General features: G+C 68.7%; 17 protein-coding genes. 10 read left to right on the top strand and 7 right to left on the bottom strand.

All coding sequences use genetic code 11. The features are described from left to right. The first annotated feature begins 77 nt into the window (after positions 1–77). The 6 genes from ABD793_RS38620 (at position 78) to ABD793_RS38645 (ending at position 6,040) form a co-directional block, all read left to right on the top strand. Complete coding sequence (locus ABD793_RS38620) at positions 78–1,388, top strand: MFS transporter (protein WP_344868526.1); 1,311 nt, start codon at positions 78–80, stop codon at positions 1,386–1,388. A 99-nt stretch (positions 1,389–1,487) separates the two neighbouring features. Beyond that, positions 1,488–2,513: an amidohydrolase family protein gene (locus ABD793_RS38625; RefSeq protein WP_344868528.1), complete on the top strand. Its 1,026-nt coding sequence runs from the start codon at positions 1,488–1,490 to the stop codon at positions 2,511–2,513. Next, complete coding sequence (locus tag ABD793_RS38630) at positions 2,510–3,424, top strand: amidohydrolase family protein (RefSeq protein WP_344868529.1); 915 nt, start codon at positions 2,510–2,512, stop codon at positions 3,422–3,424. Before ABD793_RS38625 ends, ABD793_RS38630 begins: the two co-directional genes overlap by 4 nt. Positions 3,425–3,449: 25 nt before the next feature. Next, complete coding sequence (locus ABD793_RS38635; RefSeq protein WP_344868530.1) at positions 3,450–4,805, top strand: MFS transporter; 1,356 nt, start codon at positions 3,450–3,452, stop codon at positions 4,803–4,805. Positions 4,806–4,912: 107 nt separating this feature from the next. Next, complete coding sequence (locus ABD793_RS38640; RefSeq protein ID WP_344868531.1) at positions 4,913–5,521, top strand: TetR/AcrR family transcriptional regulator; 609 nt, start codon at positions 4,913–4,915, stop codon at positions 5,519–5,521. An 81-nt stretch (positions 5,522–5,602) separates the two neighbouring features. Further along, positions 5,603–6,040, top strand: coding sequence for a hypothetical protein (locus ABD793_RS38645; protein ID WP_425548842.1), 438 nt, complete (start codon positions 5,603–5,605; stop codon positions 6,038–6,040). A 112-nt stretch (positions 6,041–6,152) separates the two neighbouring features. On the opposite strand, the gene ABD793_RS38650 is transcribed toward ABD793_RS38645, so the two are convergent. After that, positions 6,153–6,881: an AraC family transcriptional regulator gene (locus ABD793_RS38650; protein WP_344868532.1), complete on the bottom strand. Its 729-nt coding sequence runs from the start codon at positions 6,879–6,881 to the stop codon at positions 6,153–6,155. Between the two features lie 53 nt (positions 6,882–6,934). On the opposite strand from ABD793_RS38650, the gene ABD793_RS38655 reads away from it, so the two are divergent. Beyond that, positions 6,935–8,221: an MFS transporter gene (locus tag ABD793_RS38655; RefSeq protein WP_344868534.1), complete on the top strand. Its 1,287-nt coding sequence runs from the start codon at positions 6,935–6,937 to the stop codon at positions 8,219–8,221. Between the two features lie 61 nt (positions 8,222–8,282). Here ABD793_RS38655 and ABD793_RS38660 read toward each other — a convergent pair whose 3' ends face one another. Genes ABD793_RS38660 through ABD793_RS38685 form a run of 6 tightly spaced genes read right to left on the bottom strand, consistent with a single transcriptional unit; the run spans position 8,283 to position 15,063 of the window. Further along, the gene (locus ABD793_RS38660; protein WP_344868536.1) at positions 8,283–9,173 is read right to left on the bottom strand and encodes an SMP-30/gluconolactonase/LRE family protein; all 891 of its coding nucleotides are present in this window, start codon (positions 9,171–9,173) and stop codon (positions 8,283–8,285) included. Further along, complete coding sequence (locus tag ABD793_RS38665) at positions 9,170–10,651, bottom strand: CoA transferase (protein WP_344868538.1); 1,482 nt, start codon at positions 10,649–10,651, stop codon at positions 9,170–9,172. Before ABD793_RS38665 ends, ABD793_RS38660 begins: the two co-directional genes overlap by 4 nt. Beyond that, on the bottom strand, positions 10,648–11,508 hold the full coding sequence (locus tag ABD793_RS38670) for a 3-hydroxyacyl-CoA dehydrogenase NAD-binding domain-containing protein (RefSeq protein ID WP_344868540.1): 861 nt from the start codon (positions 11,506–11,508) through the stop codon (positions 10,648–10,650). Before ABD793_RS38670 ends, ABD793_RS38665 begins: the two co-directional genes overlap by 4 nt. A gap of 15 nt (positions 11,509–11,523) precedes the next feature. Further along, entirely contained in the window at positions 11,524–12,687 is a 1,164-nt protein-coding gene (locus ABD793_RS38675; RefSeq protein WP_344868542.1) for an acyl-CoA dehydrogenase family protein, read from the bottom strand. Positions 12,688–12,696: 9 nt separating this feature from the next. Next, positions 12,697–13,869, bottom strand: coding sequence for an acyl-CoA dehydrogenase family protein (locus ABD793_RS38680; protein ID WP_344868543.1), 1,173 nt, complete (start codon positions 13,867–13,869; stop codon positions 12,697–12,699). A 3-nt stretch (positions 13,870–13,872) separates the two neighbouring features. Next, a complete protein-coding gene (locus ABD793_RS38685) occupies positions 13,873–15,063 on the bottom strand; it encodes a CaiB/BaiF CoA transferase family protein (RefSeq protein WP_344868545.1) in 1,191 nt (396 codons plus the stop codon). 127 nt (positions 15,064–15,190) lie between these two features. Between ABD793_RS38685 and ABD793_RS38690 the strand changes: the two genes are divergently transcribed. The 3 genes from ABD793_RS38690 (at position 15,191) to ABD793_RS38700 (ending at position 17,737) form a co-directional block, all read left to right on the top strand. Further along, positions 15,191–16,057 (top strand): LysR family transcriptional regulator, encoded by an 867-nt coding sequence (locus tag ABD793_RS38690; protein ID WP_344868546.1) that lies wholly within the window; start codon positions 15,191–15,193, stop codon positions 16,055–16,057. Between the two features lie 91 nt (positions 16,058–16,148). Beyond that, on the top strand, positions 16,149–17,549 hold the full coding sequence (locus tag ABD793_RS38695; RefSeq protein ID WP_344868547.1) for a fatty acid desaturase: 1,401 nt from the start codon (positions 16,149–16,151) through the stop codon (positions 17,547–17,549). Beyond that, entirely contained in the window at positions 17,549–17,737 is a 189-nt protein-coding gene (locus ABD793_RS38700; protein WP_344868548.1) for a ferredoxin, read from the top strand. Before ABD793_RS38695 ends, ABD793_RS38700 begins: the two co-directional genes overlap by 1 nt. Positions 17,738–17,745: the final 8 nt, after the last annotated feature.

A 17,745-nucleotide genomic window follows, 5' to 3' on the forward strand; every position in this document is an offset into this window, starting at 1 on the left:
TGAGTTGAGTATTGTGTTCAATATCTCAGCCGATGTACCTTCGGACGCCTTCGCTGCCCCCGAGGGAAGGGACGAGGATGTCCGCATCGGAACCCAGCGCCGGCACCTCGGTCCGGCTCTCGATCCGGGTGACCGCGTTGTGCTGGGTACTCGTCCTGCTCGACGGGCTCGACCTGTTCGTCTACGGAGCAACCCTGCCGGGCGTGCTCGCCGACCGGGATTTCGGCCTCACCGCGGTGAGTGGCGGCGAGATCGGCAGTCTGACGACCTTCGGGATGATGCTGGGCGCACTCGCGTCCGGCATCCTCACCGACCGCACCGGACGCCGGAAGATCATCATCACCGGGGTCACCGTCTTCTCGCTGGCGGCGGCCGTCTGCGCCATCGCGCCGACGGTGGCGGTCTTCGGTGCGGCACGCCTGGTCGCCGGCATCGGGCTCGGCGGCCTGCTGCCCTCGGCGATCGCGATGGTCATGGAGTACGCCCCGGCCTGGCGCAAGAACCTGGCCGTCACGGTCGTGATGACCGCGCACCAGGCGGGCGGGGCGCTGGCCGGTGCACTGGGTATGACACTCGTCGAGTCGATGGGCTGGCGCTCGGTGTATTGGCTGGGTGCGCTGCTGCTCGTCGTCGTAGTTCCTGCCGTGGTGCTTCTGCTGCCGGAATCACTGACCTTCTTGCTCGCCAAGGGAAAAACCGAACGGGCCGAGGCGATCGCAACCAAGTTCGCGGTCCCGCTCGAACAGTTCGCGCCGGAGCCTGCGGCGCAGCGGCGTGGCGGGCTGCGTGGCCTCTTCACCGCATCGATGCGCCTGACGACACTGCTGTTCTGGATCGCATCCTTCGCCGGGCTGCTGCTGGTGTACGGCGTGAACACGTGGCTTCCGACGATGATGCGCGGCAGCGGCTACAACCTCGGCTCGGCGATCAGCTTCCTGCTGGTGATCAACCTCGGCGGTATTGCGGGCATGCTGGTCGCCGGCCGGCTCGCGGACCGCTTCGGCGCCCGGCCGGTCGCGATCATCTGGTTCGCGCTGACCGCCGCCGGCGTCGGCCTGCTCGCGCTGCATCTGCCACTTGCCGTGACCTACCTGGTGGTGTTCCTGACCGGTGCGTGGTTGTTCAGTGCGCAGACGCTGATCTACGCAGCTGTCGGCGCCTACTACCCCGCCGACAGCCGGGCAACGGCGCTCGGCTGGGTCTCCGGCGTCGGCAGGCTGGGCGCGGTGTTCGGCCCGTGGCTCGGCGGCGTACTGGTCGCGAGTGGACTGTCGTCGTTCGGCTTCGTCGTCTTCGCGGTGGCAGGCCTGCTCGGCGCGGCCATGGTCGCCCTGGTGCGCAAGGCCGGCGTCCCGCGGCCGGATCTCGCCACGCCGCGGGCCGCTTGACGCATCCGGAACCGGCGATCTCGTCACACATATTGTCAACAATTTCATCGACGATTAGAGTGCGCGTATCGAGCGAAGCCGCGTGAAGAGGAACGACCTTTGATCATCGACTGTCACGGCCACTACACGACCGCGCCGCCCGCCCTCGCCGGGTGGCGTGAGCGGCAGATCGCCGCCCTGGAGGGCTCCGGTGCCACGCCTGCGCGCAGCGACCTGCGGATCAGCGACGACGAGCTGCGCGGGACGGTCGAGGAGAACCAGCTGCGATTGATGGACGAACGCGGCATCGACCTGACGATCTTCTCGCCGCGCGCGTCGTTCATGGCCCACCACGTCGGGGGCTTCGAGACGTCGGCGGAGTGGGCGTCGATCTGCAACGAGCTGTGCTACCGGGTGAGCACGCTCTACCCCGAACGGTTCGCCCCGGCCGCAATGCTCCCGCAGTCGCCCGGCGTGGATCCTGCCACCTGCATCCCGGAGCTCACCCGCTGCGTCGAGGAGTACGGCGCGGTCGCGCTGAACCTCAACCCCGATCCGAGCGGCGGGCACTGGACGGCGCCCCCGTTGACCGACCGTTGCTGGTACCCGATCTACGAGAAGATGACCGAGTACGACGTTCCGGCGATGGTGCACGTCAGCACCAGTGTCAATCCCGCGTTCCACACCACCGGCGCGCACTACCTCAACGCGGACACCACGGCGTTCATGCAGCTGGTGCAGGGCGATCTGTTCCGCGACTTCCCGACCCTGCGGCTGATCATCCCGCACGGCGGCGGCGCGGTGCCGTACCACTGGGGCCGGTTCCGCGGACTGGCGATGGCACTGGGCAAACCCGAACTGGAGGAGCACGTGCTGAACAACGTCTTCTTCGACACCTGCGTGTACCACCAGCCGGGTTCGGACCTGCTCTTCGACGTCATCCCGGCGCGCAACATCCTCTTCGCCTCGGAGATGATCGGTGCGGTCCGCAGCGTCGATCCACGCACCGGTCAGCACTTCGATGACACCCGCCGGTACGCCGAGGCGGCAAAACTGTCCGAAGAGGACTGGTCGGCGATCCGGGAGCACAACGCGCGATCCGTCTACCCCCGGCTGGACGCCCTGCTGAAAGGCCAGGGCCGGTGACCGCGCCCAAGACCCCCGGCTGGCTCGACTGGTACGCCAGTCCGTCCACACCGGACTTCCAGCTGCCACCGGGCACCGTCGACGCGCACTGCCACGTGTTCGGCCCGCAGCGCGAGTTCCCGTTCGCGCCGGAACGCAAGTACACGCCCTGCGACGCAAGCAGAGACGAGCTTTTCGCGCTGCGCGACCACCTCGGCGTGACACGCAACGTCATCGTGCAGGCCACCTGCCACGGTGCGGACAACTCCGCGATGCTCGACGCGGTGCGCGCAGCCGACGGCCGGGCACGGGGTGTCGCGACCGTCCGTGCCGACATCAGCGACGCCGAGCTCCGCGAACTCGACGAAGCAGGTGTACGCGGGGTGCGGTTCAACTTCGTACGGCGACTCGTCGACGCCTCACCCAAAGAGGACCTGAGCACGATCGCGAAGAAGATCGCGCCGCTGGGCTGGCACGTCGTGCTCTACTTCGAGGCCGCGGACCTGGCTGAGCTGGCAGGCTTCTTCTCGTCGCTGCCCGCTCCGCTCGTGATCGACCACATGGGACGCCCGGACGTCACCGAACCCCCGGACGGCCCGCAGTTCGCACGATTCCTCGACTTCGTGGGACACAGCGACGTCTGGGTGAAGGTGAGTTGTCCCGAGCGGCTCAGCGTCACCGGCCCGCCAGCGCTGGACGGCGAACGGCACGCCTACACCGACGTCGTCCCGTTCGCCCGGCGGGTCCTCACGGAGTTCCCCGACCGGGTGCTCTGGGGCACCGACTGGCCGCATCCCAACCTGACCGCCCACATGCCCGACGACGGCCTGCTGGTCGACTACGTGCGGCAGGTGGCCGAAACCGCCGATCTGCGCCGGAAACTGCTCGTCGACAACCCGATGCGCCTCTACTGGCCCGGCGAAACCGCCTGATTCCCCGTCCCCCGAAGGGCATGCAATGCAGCACGCCAACGCGCTGAACCGGCTGAACCGCCTGCCGATCAGCCGGTTCCACAAGGTCACCTTGCTGGCCGTCTCGTTCGCCTATTTCTTCGAGTTCGCGGACATCAACAGCTTCGCCACCACTGCGCCCAAGCTGATCAAGCTGTGGGGCGTCACGGTCGACCAGGTCGCGTATGTGACTTCGCTGTCGTTCGTCGGGATGTTCTTCGGCTCGATCGTCGCGAGCACGATCGCCGACCGGTGGGGCCGCAAGAACGCGCTGATGTGGACCACGCTGTGGTTCGGCATCTTCTCGCTCGCGGCAGTGTTCTCCTGGGACATCGTGTCGCTTGGCGTGTTCCGCGTGCTGACTTCGGCCGGTCTTTCGGCGATGACCGTCGTGGCCGTCATCTACGTCAGCGAGCTGTACCCCGCGGCGAACCGGGGCCGGTACCAGGCCTACGCGATCGTGATCGGCATCTGCGGCACGCCGGTGACCAACCTGATCGCGAGCCTGGTGGTGCCGCTCGGCAGCTGGGCGTGGCGGCTGGTGTACCTGTGGGGCGCGCTCGGTGTCCTGCTGGTGCTGTTCACCCGGCAGCTGAAGGAATCGCCCCGGTGGTACGAAAGCCGCGGCGAGCACGTGAAGGCCGACGCGGTGCTGAGAGAGATCGAAAAGCGCGTCGCCGCGGAGAAAGGACCGCTGCCGGAGCCGGCGCCGCCGGTCGAGGAAGCCCCGGTGGCCAAGGCTCCGCTGCGGTTGCTGCTGCGCAAGAAGTACCTGCTGCCGACGTTGCTGCTGACCGTCGTGTGGGTGACCCAGACGATCGGGTTCTTCGGGTACTCGAGCTGGGCACCGACGCTGTTGGCCAAGGAAGGCTTCAGCGTCGAGAAGTCGGTGTTCTACATCGCGCTGACCACCGTCGGCGCACCGCTCGGCTCGTACCTCGCAGCGCTGGTCACCGACCGTTTCGAGCGCAAGTGGTGCCTGGTCGCGTTCGGCACGGTGATCGCGTTGTGCGGGCTTTTGTACGGGCTCACGTTCAACCCGGTGCTGATCGTGGTGTTCGGCTTCCTGGTGAACATGTTCGAACGCGGCTACACGGCACTGGGATACGCGTATTCGCCGGAACTGTTCGACACCCGGGGCCGCTCATTGGGCACCGGCGTGTCGTACGGCCTCGGCCGGCTGTCCAACGCGGCAGGCCCGCTGATCGTGGCCGCCCTCTACAACGGCAGCGGCTACCAGAGCGTGTTCCTGTTCATCGCAGGCACGTGGCTGGTCGGCGCAGTGGTGCTGGCGGTGTTCGGGCCACGGACCCGGCAGGCGAGACTCGAACCGGCCACCCCGGCGTCCGCGCCGGCCACGTAACGAACTCAGCCGCCTGCCGGTGCCCCCGGATCTTCCCGGTGGCTGTCAGCGTCTGCCAGGTTGCGCGGTACTGCCTAGATGGCATCGGCACAGCTAGAGTGGTCGCCATGGAGAAGACGACCCCGCCGACGCTGTGGGACCGCTCACGGCTGATCGCGGTGCAGACGATCCTCGACGTCGCAGTCCGGCTGTTTCTCGAACAGGGCTACGAGCAGACGACGATCGCGCAGATCACGCGAGAGGCGGGAATCTCCCCACGTTCGCTGTTCCGGTACTTCGGTTCCAAAGAGGACCTGGTGTGCGGAGAGCAAGAAGCACTCGGCGAGCTGTTGCGTGCCACGGTGTCCGGGCAACGTGGCGAGGTGTCGGCCTGGGAAGCGTTGCGAGCCGGGTTCCTCGCCATCATGACGGCCAATCACAGCCTCGAGCGGACCTACGAACTCACCACGCTGATCTTCACCACCCCGTCCCTGCACGCCAGTTACCTCACCAAGAGACTGCGCTGGCAGAAGGACCTGCTGCCGTGCATCCAGTCACGCATGGGCCTTGCCGAGGACGAACACGACCCGCGCGCCAGTGCGATCATCGCCACCGCGTTCGCCTGTCTCGACACCGCCACCGAGATCTGGATCGCGGGCAACCGGAAAGCAGATCCGGTGGCGCTCTACGACCGGTGCGTTGCGGCGGTTCGAGATGCCGACCCGCCGACGGTGTGACCGCCGCTTCGCGGCCGGGAGCTCCGCGGATCGGCGCGGGTAATGTCCGGGCAGGTAATCGAACCGGGAGGTTTTCCCGCCGTGCACGACACTTCCACCGCGTTGATCGAGGCCTTCGCCTGCACCTGGTTCGGGATGGTGGCTGCGATCTCCTTCCTCGAGGCGCCGCTCAAGTTCCGGGCACCCGGGGTCACCATCGCGATCGGGCTTGGCATCGGCAGGCTCGTCTTCCGCGCGCTCAACCTCGTCGAGGCGGTGCTCGCGGTGGCCCTCGTGGTCACTGTCGCAGTGGGACGGCCGGAGACCGCGGCCACGGTGCTGGCGGCGGTGGCCGTGGTGACGCTCGTGATCCAGCTCGTCGGGATACGACCGGCGCTGAACCGCCGGACCGACCGGGTGCGCACCGCCGCTGATCCGGACTCGGTACCGCGTTCGCACACCCATTTCGCCTACATCGCAACGGAACTGCTGAAACTGGGGGTACTGCTGGCGCTCGGCGTGGTGACCGTGGCCGGGTGAACGTATCGCGGACCGGCAAGCAAACGATCCGGACGTGGTCGACGGTGCTGCCGCGGCGGCCGGCCCTGGCGCGGTCGAACTCGGACCACGGCACGCCAGTCATGCCCCTGGGTCAGCTGCCGCTCGGTGAGGCGGACCGGTACGCGCCGGGGGTTTGGCCCATGGTGCGGGCGAAGGTGTCCACGAAGGCACTCGTCGTTGCCCAGCCGCAGCGGTGCGCGGTCTGGGTCACCGTTGCGCCTGCGGTCAGTTCCAGCATTGCCCGGAACACCCGGACGTTCGTGCGCCATTGGGGATAGGTGGTGCCGAACTCCGTGCGGAAGAGGCGGGCCAGATGACGTTCGCTGGTCCCGGTTTCGCGGGCCAGCCAGGTGATCGTCCGTGCACAGCTCAGATCGTCCTGCACCAGACGGCAGGCGTGTGCCAGCCGGGTGTCGTGCGCAACCGGCAGCATCAGCGGGGTCAGATGGGCCCGGCGGAGCCGGTCGCGGATCACCGAGCGCAGGCGGCCACGCTCCGCGGCGGGAAGGTCGGGTTCGGTGCAGGCGATGACGAGCTCGCGCAGGAGCGGGGACACCGCAATCACGGTCGGTGAAGCACCGGGGAAAAGCCTGCTGGACAACGGAAAAGCCAGGGTGTGTACCTCGGCGCGGCCGTGCACCCGGTGTTCGTGCCAGCTGCCGGCGGGGATCCACATGCCGCGGTGTGCGCCGGCGACCCAGGTGCCGTGCCCGGTGTGCACGGCGAGGATTCCGCTGCTGACGTAGAGCAGCTGGTGGTCGTCGTGCCGGTGCCGGGCGATGACGTCACCGGCCGCGTGCTCATGGCGGGTTTGCGACACAGTACGACAGTTTATCGGAAGTCCGAAGATCCTGCGCGGGGCATCGTGGAAGGATGACAGACGGCAAGCCCACCGGCCTGCGGAACCGGCTGCGGCACGCGGTCGCGGACACCCGGCCACTGCGCATTCCGGCGTTCCGGCGCACCTTCCTCGGCCAGGGCACGGCCACGGTCGGCATGGTGATGACCTCGGTCGCCGTACCGGTGCAGCTGTACGGGCTGACCGGATCGTCGTTCGTCGTGGGGCTCGCCGGTCTGGTCGGACTGGTCCCGATCGTGGTGTTCGGGCTGTACGGCGGCGCGGTCGCGGACGTGGTGGACCGGCGGAAACTGTACCTGGGATCGGCGCTGCTCACCTGGGCGGTGACGCTCGCCTTGCTGGTCCACAGTGTACTGGACCGGCACTCGCCCGCGCTGCTGCTCGGACTGATGGCCGTCCAATCAGGAGGATTCGCCGTGTCGTCTTCGGTGCGCGGTGCAATCGTTCCGCGGCTGGTACCGGCTTCGCAGATCCCCGCAGCCAACGCGCTGAACTACGCGATCGGCGATGTCGGGCAGGTGCTCGGGCCGCTGATCGCGGGCGCGCTGGTCGGGCTGCCCGGCGGCTTCACCTACACCTATGCCGCGGACGCGGTGCTGTTCACCGCGGCACTGTATGCGGCGTTCCGGCTGCCGTCCTTCCCCGCGGCCGAGCCCGCCGGACGGCCAGGACTGCGCTCGGTGTTCGAAGGGCTGCGATTCCTCCGCACGAAGCCGGTGCTGATGATGTCGTTCGCGGTGGACGTCGCCGCCATGGCGCTCGCGACGCCACAAGCACTGTTCCCGCAGGCTGCGGCCACTCAGTTCCACGGCGGAGTGGGACCGCTGTACTCGGCGATCGCGATCGGCTCGGTGCTCGCCGGGCTGTTCAGCGGGTGGATCGGCCGCGTGCGACGGCAGGGGGTCGCGCTGGCGTTCGCCGTGGTCGTCTGGGCCGCGGCGATCGCGGTCGCCGGGTTCGTGCACGATCTGCGGGCCGCCGTGGCGTTGCTCGTCCTCGCCGGGGCGGCCGATCTGGTCAGCGCCGTCTACCGCCAGACGATCCTGCAAAGCTATGTGCCCGATCGGATGCGCGGCCGGTTGCAAGGCGTCTACACAGTCATCGTTTCCGGTGGTCCGCGTCTCGGCGACCTGCGGGCCGGCGCCATGGCGGCAGCCACCACACTCACCATCGCCTGGTCCGGCGCGGCGCTGGTGTGCATTGCACTGGTCCTCCTCGGCGCGGTGAGTGTCCGGTCGTTTTGGCGCTACGACAGTACACTCACGCCGCCACCGAGCAGCGAGCCGCCGAGCCGGGTGTGACGCCCGGCCGGCGGTTGCCGAAACAAGATGCTCCTGGTCCGGGTCAGACCGGGCGCAATCGTCACCCGATCCCCGCGATACCGGACAGCCGTTCGCCCAGCTCGGCGACCAGCCGGGGTTCCCCGCCACCGGCCTCGGGGAGCGGGACGGCGGTGATGCTGCCGCCGAGATCGGACACGTAGACCACCTCGTCGTCCACCGCCAGGCCGATCGCCTCGGCGAAACCGCCGGCGAGGATCTCCGGCTTGCCGCCCTTCTCTCCCGGCGCCGGGAGCAGCGCGCGGTTCACCGTGTTCCCCTGCGGGGCCGCGCCGCGGTCGGTCCAGTAGAGGTATCCGCCGTGTGGTTCCAGATCGATCGGTTCCGGGAGGTGCTCCCACAGGGTCTCGACGTCCGAACGGTCGCGTGCCGACTCACCGGACGGGATTTCCAGCCCAGCGCGGAAAATCCGGCCCTCGCCACCCTTCGCCGGGCCCTTTTGGGTCCAGTACAGGTGGTCCCCGTCGACCGCGACGCCGACACATTCCTGCGTCCAGCTCTCGTCACGGTCGTTGACCACCAGGTCGGTCAAGCCGGTGCCGTCCGTGCGCACCCGGCAGACGCGGCAGCCTTCACGGTCACTCCAGTACAGGAAACCTTGGCAGGTCAGCTGTTTCCCGGTAGTGATCACCCCGGACGGGACGATCTCACGTGGCTCGAGGCCGTTCAGGCCGACCGCGTGCAGACCACCGTTGCGCCGCGAGTAGTCCAGGCCCGCCTCCCCCGGCACGTCGGGATCACGCAACGGCAGGCCCATCGTGGTCCAGTAGATCGTGCCGTCGGCAATGGCCACCCCGTCCGGGGAAGCACCTGCCCGGTCGTAGATCGTGGACACCGCACCGTCGGTGAGGTTGACGCGGTAGATCTTCCCGGTGCGGATGCCCAGCACCACCAGTGCACCGAACACGGTCATTTCCACTCCGGACGGTGCGACCCGCGCGGGATCAGCGGATTGGTGTAGTAGCCGGGGGTTTCCGACATCCGGATCTGCTCGGTGACGCCCTGGTAGCGGCCGAGCGGAGTGTCCGCGGTGAACGTCTGCGGGTCGAAGTACTCGTGCCCCGGCGCGGATCCGGCGACATCCGCGGCGTACTCCTTGTCGAAGATTCCCAGGCTCAGCAACCACAACGCGACCCGCGTGAGCGACACCGTGACCCGGTAGGACCCGCCCTCCGACGCCCGCAGCATCAACGCACGCAGGATGCCCAGCTGCAGGAACCAGGACGTGATGTAGTCGTTCACCACCGGCACCGCGGGCAACGACGGAACGCCGTTTTCCCCTTCCAGCAGCATGACCCCGGCCAGGCAACCGGCGGTCTGGTCGAAGCCGACTCGCGCCGACCACGGTCCGGTGTCCCCGTTCAAGGTCACTGTGGCGTGGATGATGCCCGGCCGGACCTCGGCGGCGGTCTGCGCGTCGAGGCCGCGCCGGGCGAGGTAGCCCGGACGACGGTTGGCGTAGAAGATGTCGGCACCGGACAGCAGTCCCCGGATGACTTCCCGGTCGCCGGGACGGCCGAAGTCGAGCCGAGTGGATCGAACGCCCACATTGGACGTCGAGTAGAGCAGCGGCAGCTCGTACTCGTTCGGGTCCCACACGTTCAGCACGTCGGCGCCGTGCAACGCGAGCGCCCGGCCGCAACCGGCACCGGCGATGATGTGCGCCCGGCCGAGCGCGCGGATGCCTTCCAATGGCGCGGAAACGCCACCGGACAACGGTTCCGGCGAGCTGTCGCCGATCTTCTCGACCACCACCGGCGGCATCGTCGCCAGCACCTGCCGGTACTGCGGTGTGGCCATCAGTTCTCCGGTGGTCCGCACCACCGGCATGATCACGCCCGCGGCCTCGGCGGCTTCCTCGAGTTCGAACGAGTTCCGGCCCGCGATCGCCTGCCGTGCCGCGTCGTCGCGTTCCGGCACTCCGAGCAGCGCCGCCGCATCGTTGCGCAGCTTGGGATACGGGCTGATCGGGTGCACCCACCGACCGTCCGAAGTGGAGTAGAACCGGTCGGTGCCGAATGCCTGGGTGACCCGAGCCGGATCGCCCGGCGGGTACCCGTCGAGCAGTTCCCACTTCTTGTCGTAGAACGGGCACAGCCGGTGCGGCGCGACCCGCAGGTCCATCGAGATGTCCTGGCCACGGCCACCACGCAGCTGCCAGATCTTCGCCACTGCCACCGATTTCGCAGCGAGTGCGATCGACGTCGCACCGGCCAGCCGCAGCGCACCGGGCAACACCGGATCGGCGCCGGTGAACGAGACCGCACCGCCGGCGTCGGCTGCGGAGAGCCCGACCGCGGACAGCAGCTCACCCAACGGGGTGTGCAGGTCGTACTCGTCGGTGGTGGCCGGCTTCGCGAGCGCGGCTTCGAGCTTCTCGGTCAGGCTCATTTCTGCTCCAGCGCGTCCAGTACGGCGCGGGTCCGACGGTCACGCTCGGCCGCCCGTTCGCGGTCGCTCTGCTCACCGGTGCCGTACGCGGCCTCGACCTCGCCGAGGACGTCGTCGAGGTGCTCGCGGTCCGGGCGGCCGATTTCAAAGGTCATCTGCGAACCGACGTGGGTCACCAGATGCCGCATCCCCTCCGGTCCGCCGCCGAGGTGCATGCTCTCGAACGGCCCGATCGTCGCCCACCGCAGCCCGAGCGACACCTTGACCAGCTCGTCGAGGTCCGGTGCGGTGATCACGCCCTGCTGCACGAGGTGGATCGCCTGATCGTTGAGCACCTTCTGCAGCCGGTTGCCGACGAAGCCGGGGATCTCCTTCTGCAACGTGATCGGCACCTTGCCGAGCGCGCGGTAGACCTCGACCGCACCAGCCACGGTCCCGGCCGAGGTCTCCGCACCGGGAACCACCTCGACCAGCGGCATCAGCTCGGGCGGATTGAACGGGTGCCCGATCACGATACGGGCCGCGGCCGCGTTGCCCGCCGCGATCGCAGTGGGCAGCAGCGACGACGAGGACGAGGCCAGCACGACGTCGTCGCGGGTGTTCGCGGCGAGCGTCGCGAACATCTCGTGCTTCAGCTCGATCCGCTCCGGACCCGCCTCCTGCACGAAGTCCGCGCCGTCCGCGGCCGCCGCGAGGTCGGCGACCGCGGTCACCGGCAGCCCGGCCAGCTGCCGCTCGACGATCTCGGCCAGGTCCGGCCGGGGATCGCTGACCCGGACCTGCCAGCCCGCCCCGGCGAACAGCCGGGCCCAGGACACTCCGATGACTCCGGCACCGACGATCGCGACGACCGGCATGGTCCGTTCCTCCTTTTACGCGGTGACCGCGTCTGCGTTGTTGAGCAGCGCGCTGGGCGCACGCAGCAGGGCCTCCGACGCGATCGCCCGGCGACGGGCCGCGCTCACCCCGCCGAAGCTCTCCGTGATGGCGATGAGCCGGGCGGCGTGGTGCGCCACCTCGGACTCGTAGGTCATGCCGATCCCGCCGTGCAGCTGGATGATCTCCTCGGCCACCGCGGTCGCCGCGTCACTCACGAACACGAACGCGTCGTCGGCCGTTGCGGACAGCTCGACCGCCGAGCCGCTGTCGTGTGCCTCGACCGCGGCGGTGGCCCACAACGCCATCGACCGGGCCAGCTCGACCCGCGCGTAGACGTCGACGGCCCGGTGCACGAGCACCTGGAACGTCGCGAGCGGAACACCGAACTGCTTGCGGGTCTTGAGGTACTCGACGGTCATCGCGAGACCGGTCTCCATCAGCCCGATCGCCTCGCCGGTGACCGCGACCCTGGCCCGCGCGAACGCGCTGCGCAGCGCGGCGTCCGCAGCCACACCGTCGCCGCCGAGCCGAACCGCCGGCGTACCGGTGAACTCGACCTGGGAGGTGTGGCCCCAGTCCGCGGCGCGGCCGTCGGCGCGGGTGATGCCGTCGGCGGTCGCCTCGACCAGGTACACCCCAGTGCGGCCGGCATCGTCGACCGCGGTGACGAGGAACTTGTCGGCCTGGTCGGCACCCCGCACCGGCGATTTCACCCCGGTGAGGGAGCCGTCCGCGGCCGCGGTCACGGAGGGGGCGCGGCCCCACGGCCTGCGCGGCTCGGCGTGCGCGACCGCGATCGTCGCGCTGCCCGTGGCCAGCACCGGCAGCAGCTGCTTGGCCTGCTCGTCCGTGCCCAGCTCGGCGATCAGCCAGGACGGGAGGAAGACGGCGTCGAGCAGCGGTTCGGCCGCGGCGTGCTTGCCCATCGCCTCCAGCGTCGCGTAGACCTCCACCGGACCGGCGTCCGCGCCGTCGTGCTCGGCGGAGATGGTCAGCCCGGTCAGGCCGAGCTCGCCGAGGGTCTGCCAGACCTGATCGGACCAGCCCAGTTCGGTGCCGGTGACGGCTGCCCGCCCGCCCGCCGGGTAACCCCGGCCGACCGCCTGGTCCACGGTCTCGAAGAGCAGCCGCTGATCTTCGTTGAATTCGAGGTTCATGGTGGTTCCTTAGAGGCCGAGGATCGTCTTGGCGATGACGCCGCGCTGGATTTCGTTGGAGCCGCCGAAGATCGACAGCTTCCGCTGGTTGAGGTACTGCGTGGCGGCAACGGCTGCCGCCTCGCTCGCCACCACCTCCGCCTCCGTGTCCAGCAGCATGCCGTCCGAGCCCGCGGCGCGCATCCGGAGCTTGATCAGCTCCTGCAGTGCCTGCGTGCCCTCCATCTTGAGCAGCGACGACACCGGGCTGGCCTTGCCGTTCTCGGACGCGGCGGTCACCCGCAGCTGGGTGGCCTCCAGCGCCAGCAGCGCGGTCTTGGCGGTGTGCAGGGAAGTGCGGAACTGCGGATCGTCGGCGAGCGGGCCGTCCTCGGTCGGGATGTCCGCGGACGCCGCCGCGAGATCGGCGTAGATCCGCTGCCCGGTGCCGACCTGTGCGATGCCGTTGCGCTCGTTGCCGAGCAGGAACTTCGCGTAGCTCCAGCCCTTGTTCTCCTCGCCGACCAGGTTCTCCAGCGGGATGCGCACGTCGTCGAAGAAGAACTCGTTGACCTCGGCGCTGCCGTCGATCAGCTTGATCGGCCGTCGCTCGATACCCGGGGTGGTCAGGTCGAGCAGCAGGAACGACAGGCCCTGCTGTTTGCGCGGCGCGTCCGGATCGGTGCGCGCGAGCACGAACATCCAGTCGCCGTACTGGCCGAGCGTGGTCCAGGTCTTCTGGCCGTTGAGCACGTAGTGGTCGCCGTCGCGGCGCGCGGTGGTGCGCAGCCCGGCGAGGTCCGAACCGGCCTCCGGCTCGGAGAAGCCCTGCGACCACCAGATGTCGAGGTTGGCGGTGGCGGGCAGGAACTGCCGCTTCTGCTCCTCGTTGCCGAACTCGGCGATGATCGGGCCGACCATGCTCACGTTGAACGCGAGTGGCTGCGGCACGCTGTTTCGCTGCAGCTCCGAGGAGTACAGGTGCGACTGGGTCGGCGTCCAGCCGCGACCGCCCCACTCCTGTGGCCAGTGCGGCACCGCGAGCCCGTTCTCGTTGAGGATGCGCTGGCTGGTGACGATGTCCTCGCGGGTGGTCTCGCCCAGCGCGGTGCGCCGCCGGATGTCCTCGGGAACCGCCCCGAGGAACACCTCCCGCAGCCCGTCCCGGAACGCGACGTCCGCTTTCGAGAGTTCCAGATCCATCTGTCAGTTCCCTTTCGGCGACGGTTGGCTGCTGCGCGCGGCACCGAGCACCTCGGCGGTGCTCGCCCCGGCACGTTCGGCATGCCTGCGGAACCCGGCGGGGGTCCGCGAGAAGTGCACCGGGTTCTCCACGACGCGGATGGTGCCCTCGGTCGGGTGCTCCCGCTCCTTGATCAACCCGACCTCCCGAACATAAGGGTCGGTGGGCAGATCCGCGATGTCGACGACGACCGCGTACGGCAGGTCGTGCTCGGTGAGGTACTCCTCCCATTCCGCAGTCGTGCGGTTCGCGGAGTTGGCGAGGACCTTTTCCACCCCCGCGGTGAAGATCTCGCGGTCGATCACCGGGGAGTCCCAGGCCGGATCGGCCGCGGCGTCGGTGAGCCCGGCGCCGATCAGCAGGATGCGGACCGCCTCGTTGGTGTAGGGCACCGCGGCGATCGCCCCGCCGTCGGCCGTGCGCATGGCCGCATGCGTGGTGCTCAGCGACAGCGGGTTGCCCACGTCACCGGCGGCAGGCACGAACACGTCGCCCGCCAGGTGCTCGACCAGGTTGACCGCGATCATCGCGTCCGCCATGGCCAGTTCGACGCGCTGGCCCTGCCCGGTGCGCTGCTGGTCGAACAGTGCCGCAAGGACCCCGTTGAGCAGGTACAGCGCGGCGGTCTTGTCCGCGATGTAGGTGGGCACGAACTGCAGCGTGCCGCCGGCGCGGTCCTGGAGGCTGACCAGCCCGGAGGACGCCTGGATCACCTCGTCGTAGGCAGGCCGCCCGGCGCGCGACGATCCGACCGCGAAGCCCTGCGCGTGCGCGTAGACCAGCCGAGGGAACCGTTCCCGCAGGTCGTCGTAGCCGAGCCCGAGCCGGTCCAGCGCACCGGCGCGCATGTTGGTCACGAGGACGTCGGTGTCGGCGAGCAGCGCGAACAGCTCGTCCCGGCCGGCCGGGTCCTTGAGATCGAGGCCGACGCTGCGCTTGTTCCGGTTGACCTGCAGATACAGCGGCGCCATGCCGGGGCTGCGGGCGATGTTGGCCGGGGAGACGCGGGCGACGTCACGCAGTGGTTCGACGCGGACCACGTCGGCGCCGAAGTCGCCGAGGATCTGGGTGGCGTACGGGCCCATCACCGCGGAGGAGAGGTCGACCACCCGCACTCCGGCGAGCGGGCCGGCGGAACCGTCGGGCGAGGTCATCTTGGTCCTTCCTGTACCGATCAGTGCTTCGCCTCCGACGCTATTGAGCCGCGGCGGACAAGGGAATGACCGAGTTCCTCAGAGCGGTGTGACCACGGTGATAACACCGTCGCCTAGGCTGCCTGCCGTGGAGATCCACCACCTGCGGTACTTCCTCGCGGTCGCGCGTGAGCTGAACTTCACCCGCGCCGCGCGGTCGCTGAACATGTCGGTGCCCCCGCTCAGCCAGCGCATCCGGGATCTCGAACGGGAACTCGGCGAACCACTGTTCGACCGGTCCACCCACCACACCCGGCTGTCCGCGGCGGGCGAGGCACTGCTGCCGCTCGCCGAATCGGTGCTCACCGGCTTCGACGCCATCCCCGGCCGGATCCGCTCACGAGACCGGCGGACCGACGTGCGGCTCGCGGTGCCCGACGTGCTCAACCCCGCGCACCGGCGCCGGCTCAGCGAATCGATCCGGTCGCTCGAGCAGCACTACCGGTTCGGTCTCCGCCAGATGCCGTCGCTGGAGATGGAATCGGCGCTGTTGAGCAATTCCCTCGATCTGGCGATCTCGCACCTTGGCACCAGCGACGAGCGGCTGTCCACGATCGTGCTCTACCGCGAACCACTCGGCGCGGTGGTGGACACCTCCCGCTTCCCCGGCCGGACCTCGCTGACCATGGCCGATCTGCGCGGTTTCCAGTACCTGCAGGGCCCGCGGCACTGGGACCTCGGTTCGCGCCGGGCCGAGCAGCTGGCCGCCCGCGGGGTGCTCGCCGATCCGGACGCGCAGTTCTCCGACCTCAGCGGGCTGCTGATCTTCCTGCGCAGCACGAAGAGCTTCACGCTGGCGCCGGTGGAATCGACCACCGCGCTGGCACTGGACCCGGCCGAATGCGCGGTGCTGCCGATCGAGGACCTCACCGCAACGCTGACCACGTTCCTGGTCCGCCGCACCGCGCAGTCCGGACTGGACCCGGTGGTGGAGGTTCTGCGGCACGCCCGCTGAGCCAATCGGTTCTTTACATCTGACTAGCTCTTGTCAACCGGCCTGTACATCACGTACCTTTCTGTAAAGCCAGCCGACGGAGGAGGGCGTGATGAGCGAGATGACCGGCACGGTGCCACTCGGCTCGACCGAACGGTGGACCGACCGGAAGCGGTACCTGTGGCTGATCGGGCTCGTCGTGCCCTCACTGGCCTTCCTTGCGATCGGCCTGCACGCGGCGACCGGATGGGGAGCCTGGTTCTGGATCGGGCCGATCGTGATCCTGGTGATCGTGCCCGCAATCGACCTCATCGCCGGGCTGGACCGCAGCAATCCGCCGGACGACGTCATCGAACGGCTCGAGCAGGACCGCTACTACCGGTGGATCACCTATCTGTTCCTGCCCATCCAGTACGTCGGCTTCGTCTTCGCGTGCTGGCTGATCGCGCGCGGTGGGCTGTCCGTTGTGGACAAGATCGGGCTGGCCGTCTCGATCGGCTGCATCGGCGGTATCGGCATCAACACCGCACACGAACTGGGCCACAAGAAGGAAAGCCACGAGCGCTGGCTGTCGAAGATCGCGCTGGCACAGAGTTTCTACGGGCACTTCTACATCGAGCACAATCGTGGTCACCACGTGCGGGTGGCGACACCGGAGGATCCGGCCAGCAGCCGGGTCGGGGAAAGCTTCTACCGGTTCTGGCCGCGTACCGTGTTCGGTTCGCTGAAATCCGCGTGGCGGCTGGAACGCAAGCGGTATGCCCGCCGCGACCGGCATCCGTACCGGATCGGGAACGACGTGCTCAACGCGTGGCTGATGTCCGCGGTGCTGTGGGCGGCGCTGATCGCGTGGCTGGGCGTCGCCATCCTGCCCTACCTGGTGATCCAGGCCGTGGTCGGTTTCTCGCTGCTGGAAGTCGTGAACTACATGGAGCACTACGGGATGTTGCGCCGCCGGGTCGGCCCGCCGGACCGGCGCCGTTACGAGCGCGTGGATCCCAGCCACAGCTGGAATTCCAACAACATCGCGACCAACGTCCTGCTGTATCACCTGCAGCGGCACAGCGACCACCACGCCAACCCCACGCGGCGCTACCAGACCCTCCGGGATTTCGCCGAGTCTCCGGTGCTGCCCACCGGATACGCCGGGATGATCGTGCTCGCGCTGTTCCCGCCGTTGTGGCGGCGGGTGATGGACCCGCGCGTGCTCGCACACTTCGACGGTGACCTCGGCCTGGCGAACATCCAGCCGGGTAAACGCGCGAAAATCCTTGCCCGCTACCACACTTCGGAACCGGAACCAGTGACCGAACTGTCCGATGTGCACGGAGACGCGGCGGAAGGCGGGATGTGCCCCGGCTGTGGCTACGTCTACGACGAACAGCGCGGTGACCCGCGGGAGGGATTCCCGGCAGGCACCCGATGGTCGGAGATTCCGGATTCGTGGTGCTGCCCCGACTGCGGAGTACGGGAAAAGGTGGATTTCGTGGCACCGGGAAGGATGCGTGCGTGATGCGGATCGAAGCGGATCTGACCCGCTGCGAAGGACTCGGCATGTGCGAGACGATGGCACCGGACTTCTTCGAGGTCAGCGACGAGGGCACGGTGGTGATCCACGATCCGAGCCCCGGCGAGGAACACCGGCAGGAGCTCACCGCGGCGGTCGACGCGTGTCCGGTGCTGGCGCTCAAGCTGCAGTGAACCCCGTT

The organism is Amycolatopsis ultiminotia (genome assembly GCF_039536925.1).
GTDB classification, from domain to species: Bacteria; Actinomycetota; Actinomycetes; order Mycobacteriales; family Pseudonocardiaceae; genus Amycolatopsis; species Amycolatopsis ultiminotia.

Bases quoted from the DNA above. Each gene is read 5' to 3' on its own strand.
- ABD793_RS38635 (WP_344868530.1), top strand. From the start codon at position 3,450: ATGCAGCACGCCAACGCGCTGAACCGGCTGAACCGCCTGCCGATCAGC.
- ABD793_RS38685 (WP_344868545.1), bottom strand. From the start codon at position 15,063: ATGACCTCGCCCGACGGTTCCGCCGGCCCGCTCGCCGGAGTGCGGGTG.
- ABD793_RS38675 (WP_344868542.1), bottom strand. From the start codon at position 12,687: ATGAACCTCGAATTCAACGAAGATCAGCGGCTGCTCTTCGAGACCGTG.
- ABD793_RS38665 (WP_344868538.1), bottom strand. From the start codon at position 10,651: ATGAGCCTGACCGAGAAGCTCGAAGCCGCGCTCGCGAAGCCGGCCACC.
- ABD793_RS38660 (WP_344868536.1), bottom strand. From the start codon at position 9,173: ATGACCGTGTTCGGTGCACTGGTGGTGCTGGGCATCCGCACCGGGAAG.
- ABD793_RS38620 (WP_344868526.1), top strand. From the start codon at position 78: ATGTCCGCATCGGAACCCAGCGCCGGCACCTCGGTCCGGCTCTCGATC.
- ABD793_RS38700 (WP_344868548.1), top strand. From the start codon at position 17,549: ATGCGGATCGAAGCGGATCTGACCCGCTGCGAAGGACTCGGCATGTGC.
- ABD793_RS38655 (WP_344868534.1), top strand. From the start codon at position 6,935: ATGACAGACGGCAAGCCCACCGGCCTGCGGAACCGGCTGCGGCACGCG.
- ABD793_RS38680 (WP_344868543.1), bottom strand. From the start codon at position 13,869: ATGGATCTGGAACTCTCGAAAGCGGACGTCGCGTTCCGGGACGGGCTG.
- ABD793_RS38695 (WP_344868547.1), top strand. From the start codon at position 16,149: ATGAGCGAGATGACCGGCACGGTGCCACTCGGCTCGACCGAACGGTGG.
- ABD793_RS38640 (WP_344868531.1), top strand. From the start codon at position 4,913: ATGGAGAAGACGACCCCGCCGACGCTGTGGGACCGCTCACGGCTGATC.
- ABD793_RS38670 (WP_344868540.1), bottom strand. From the start codon at position 11,508: ATGCCGGTCGTCGCGATCGTCGGTGCCGGAGTCATCGGAGTGTCCTGG.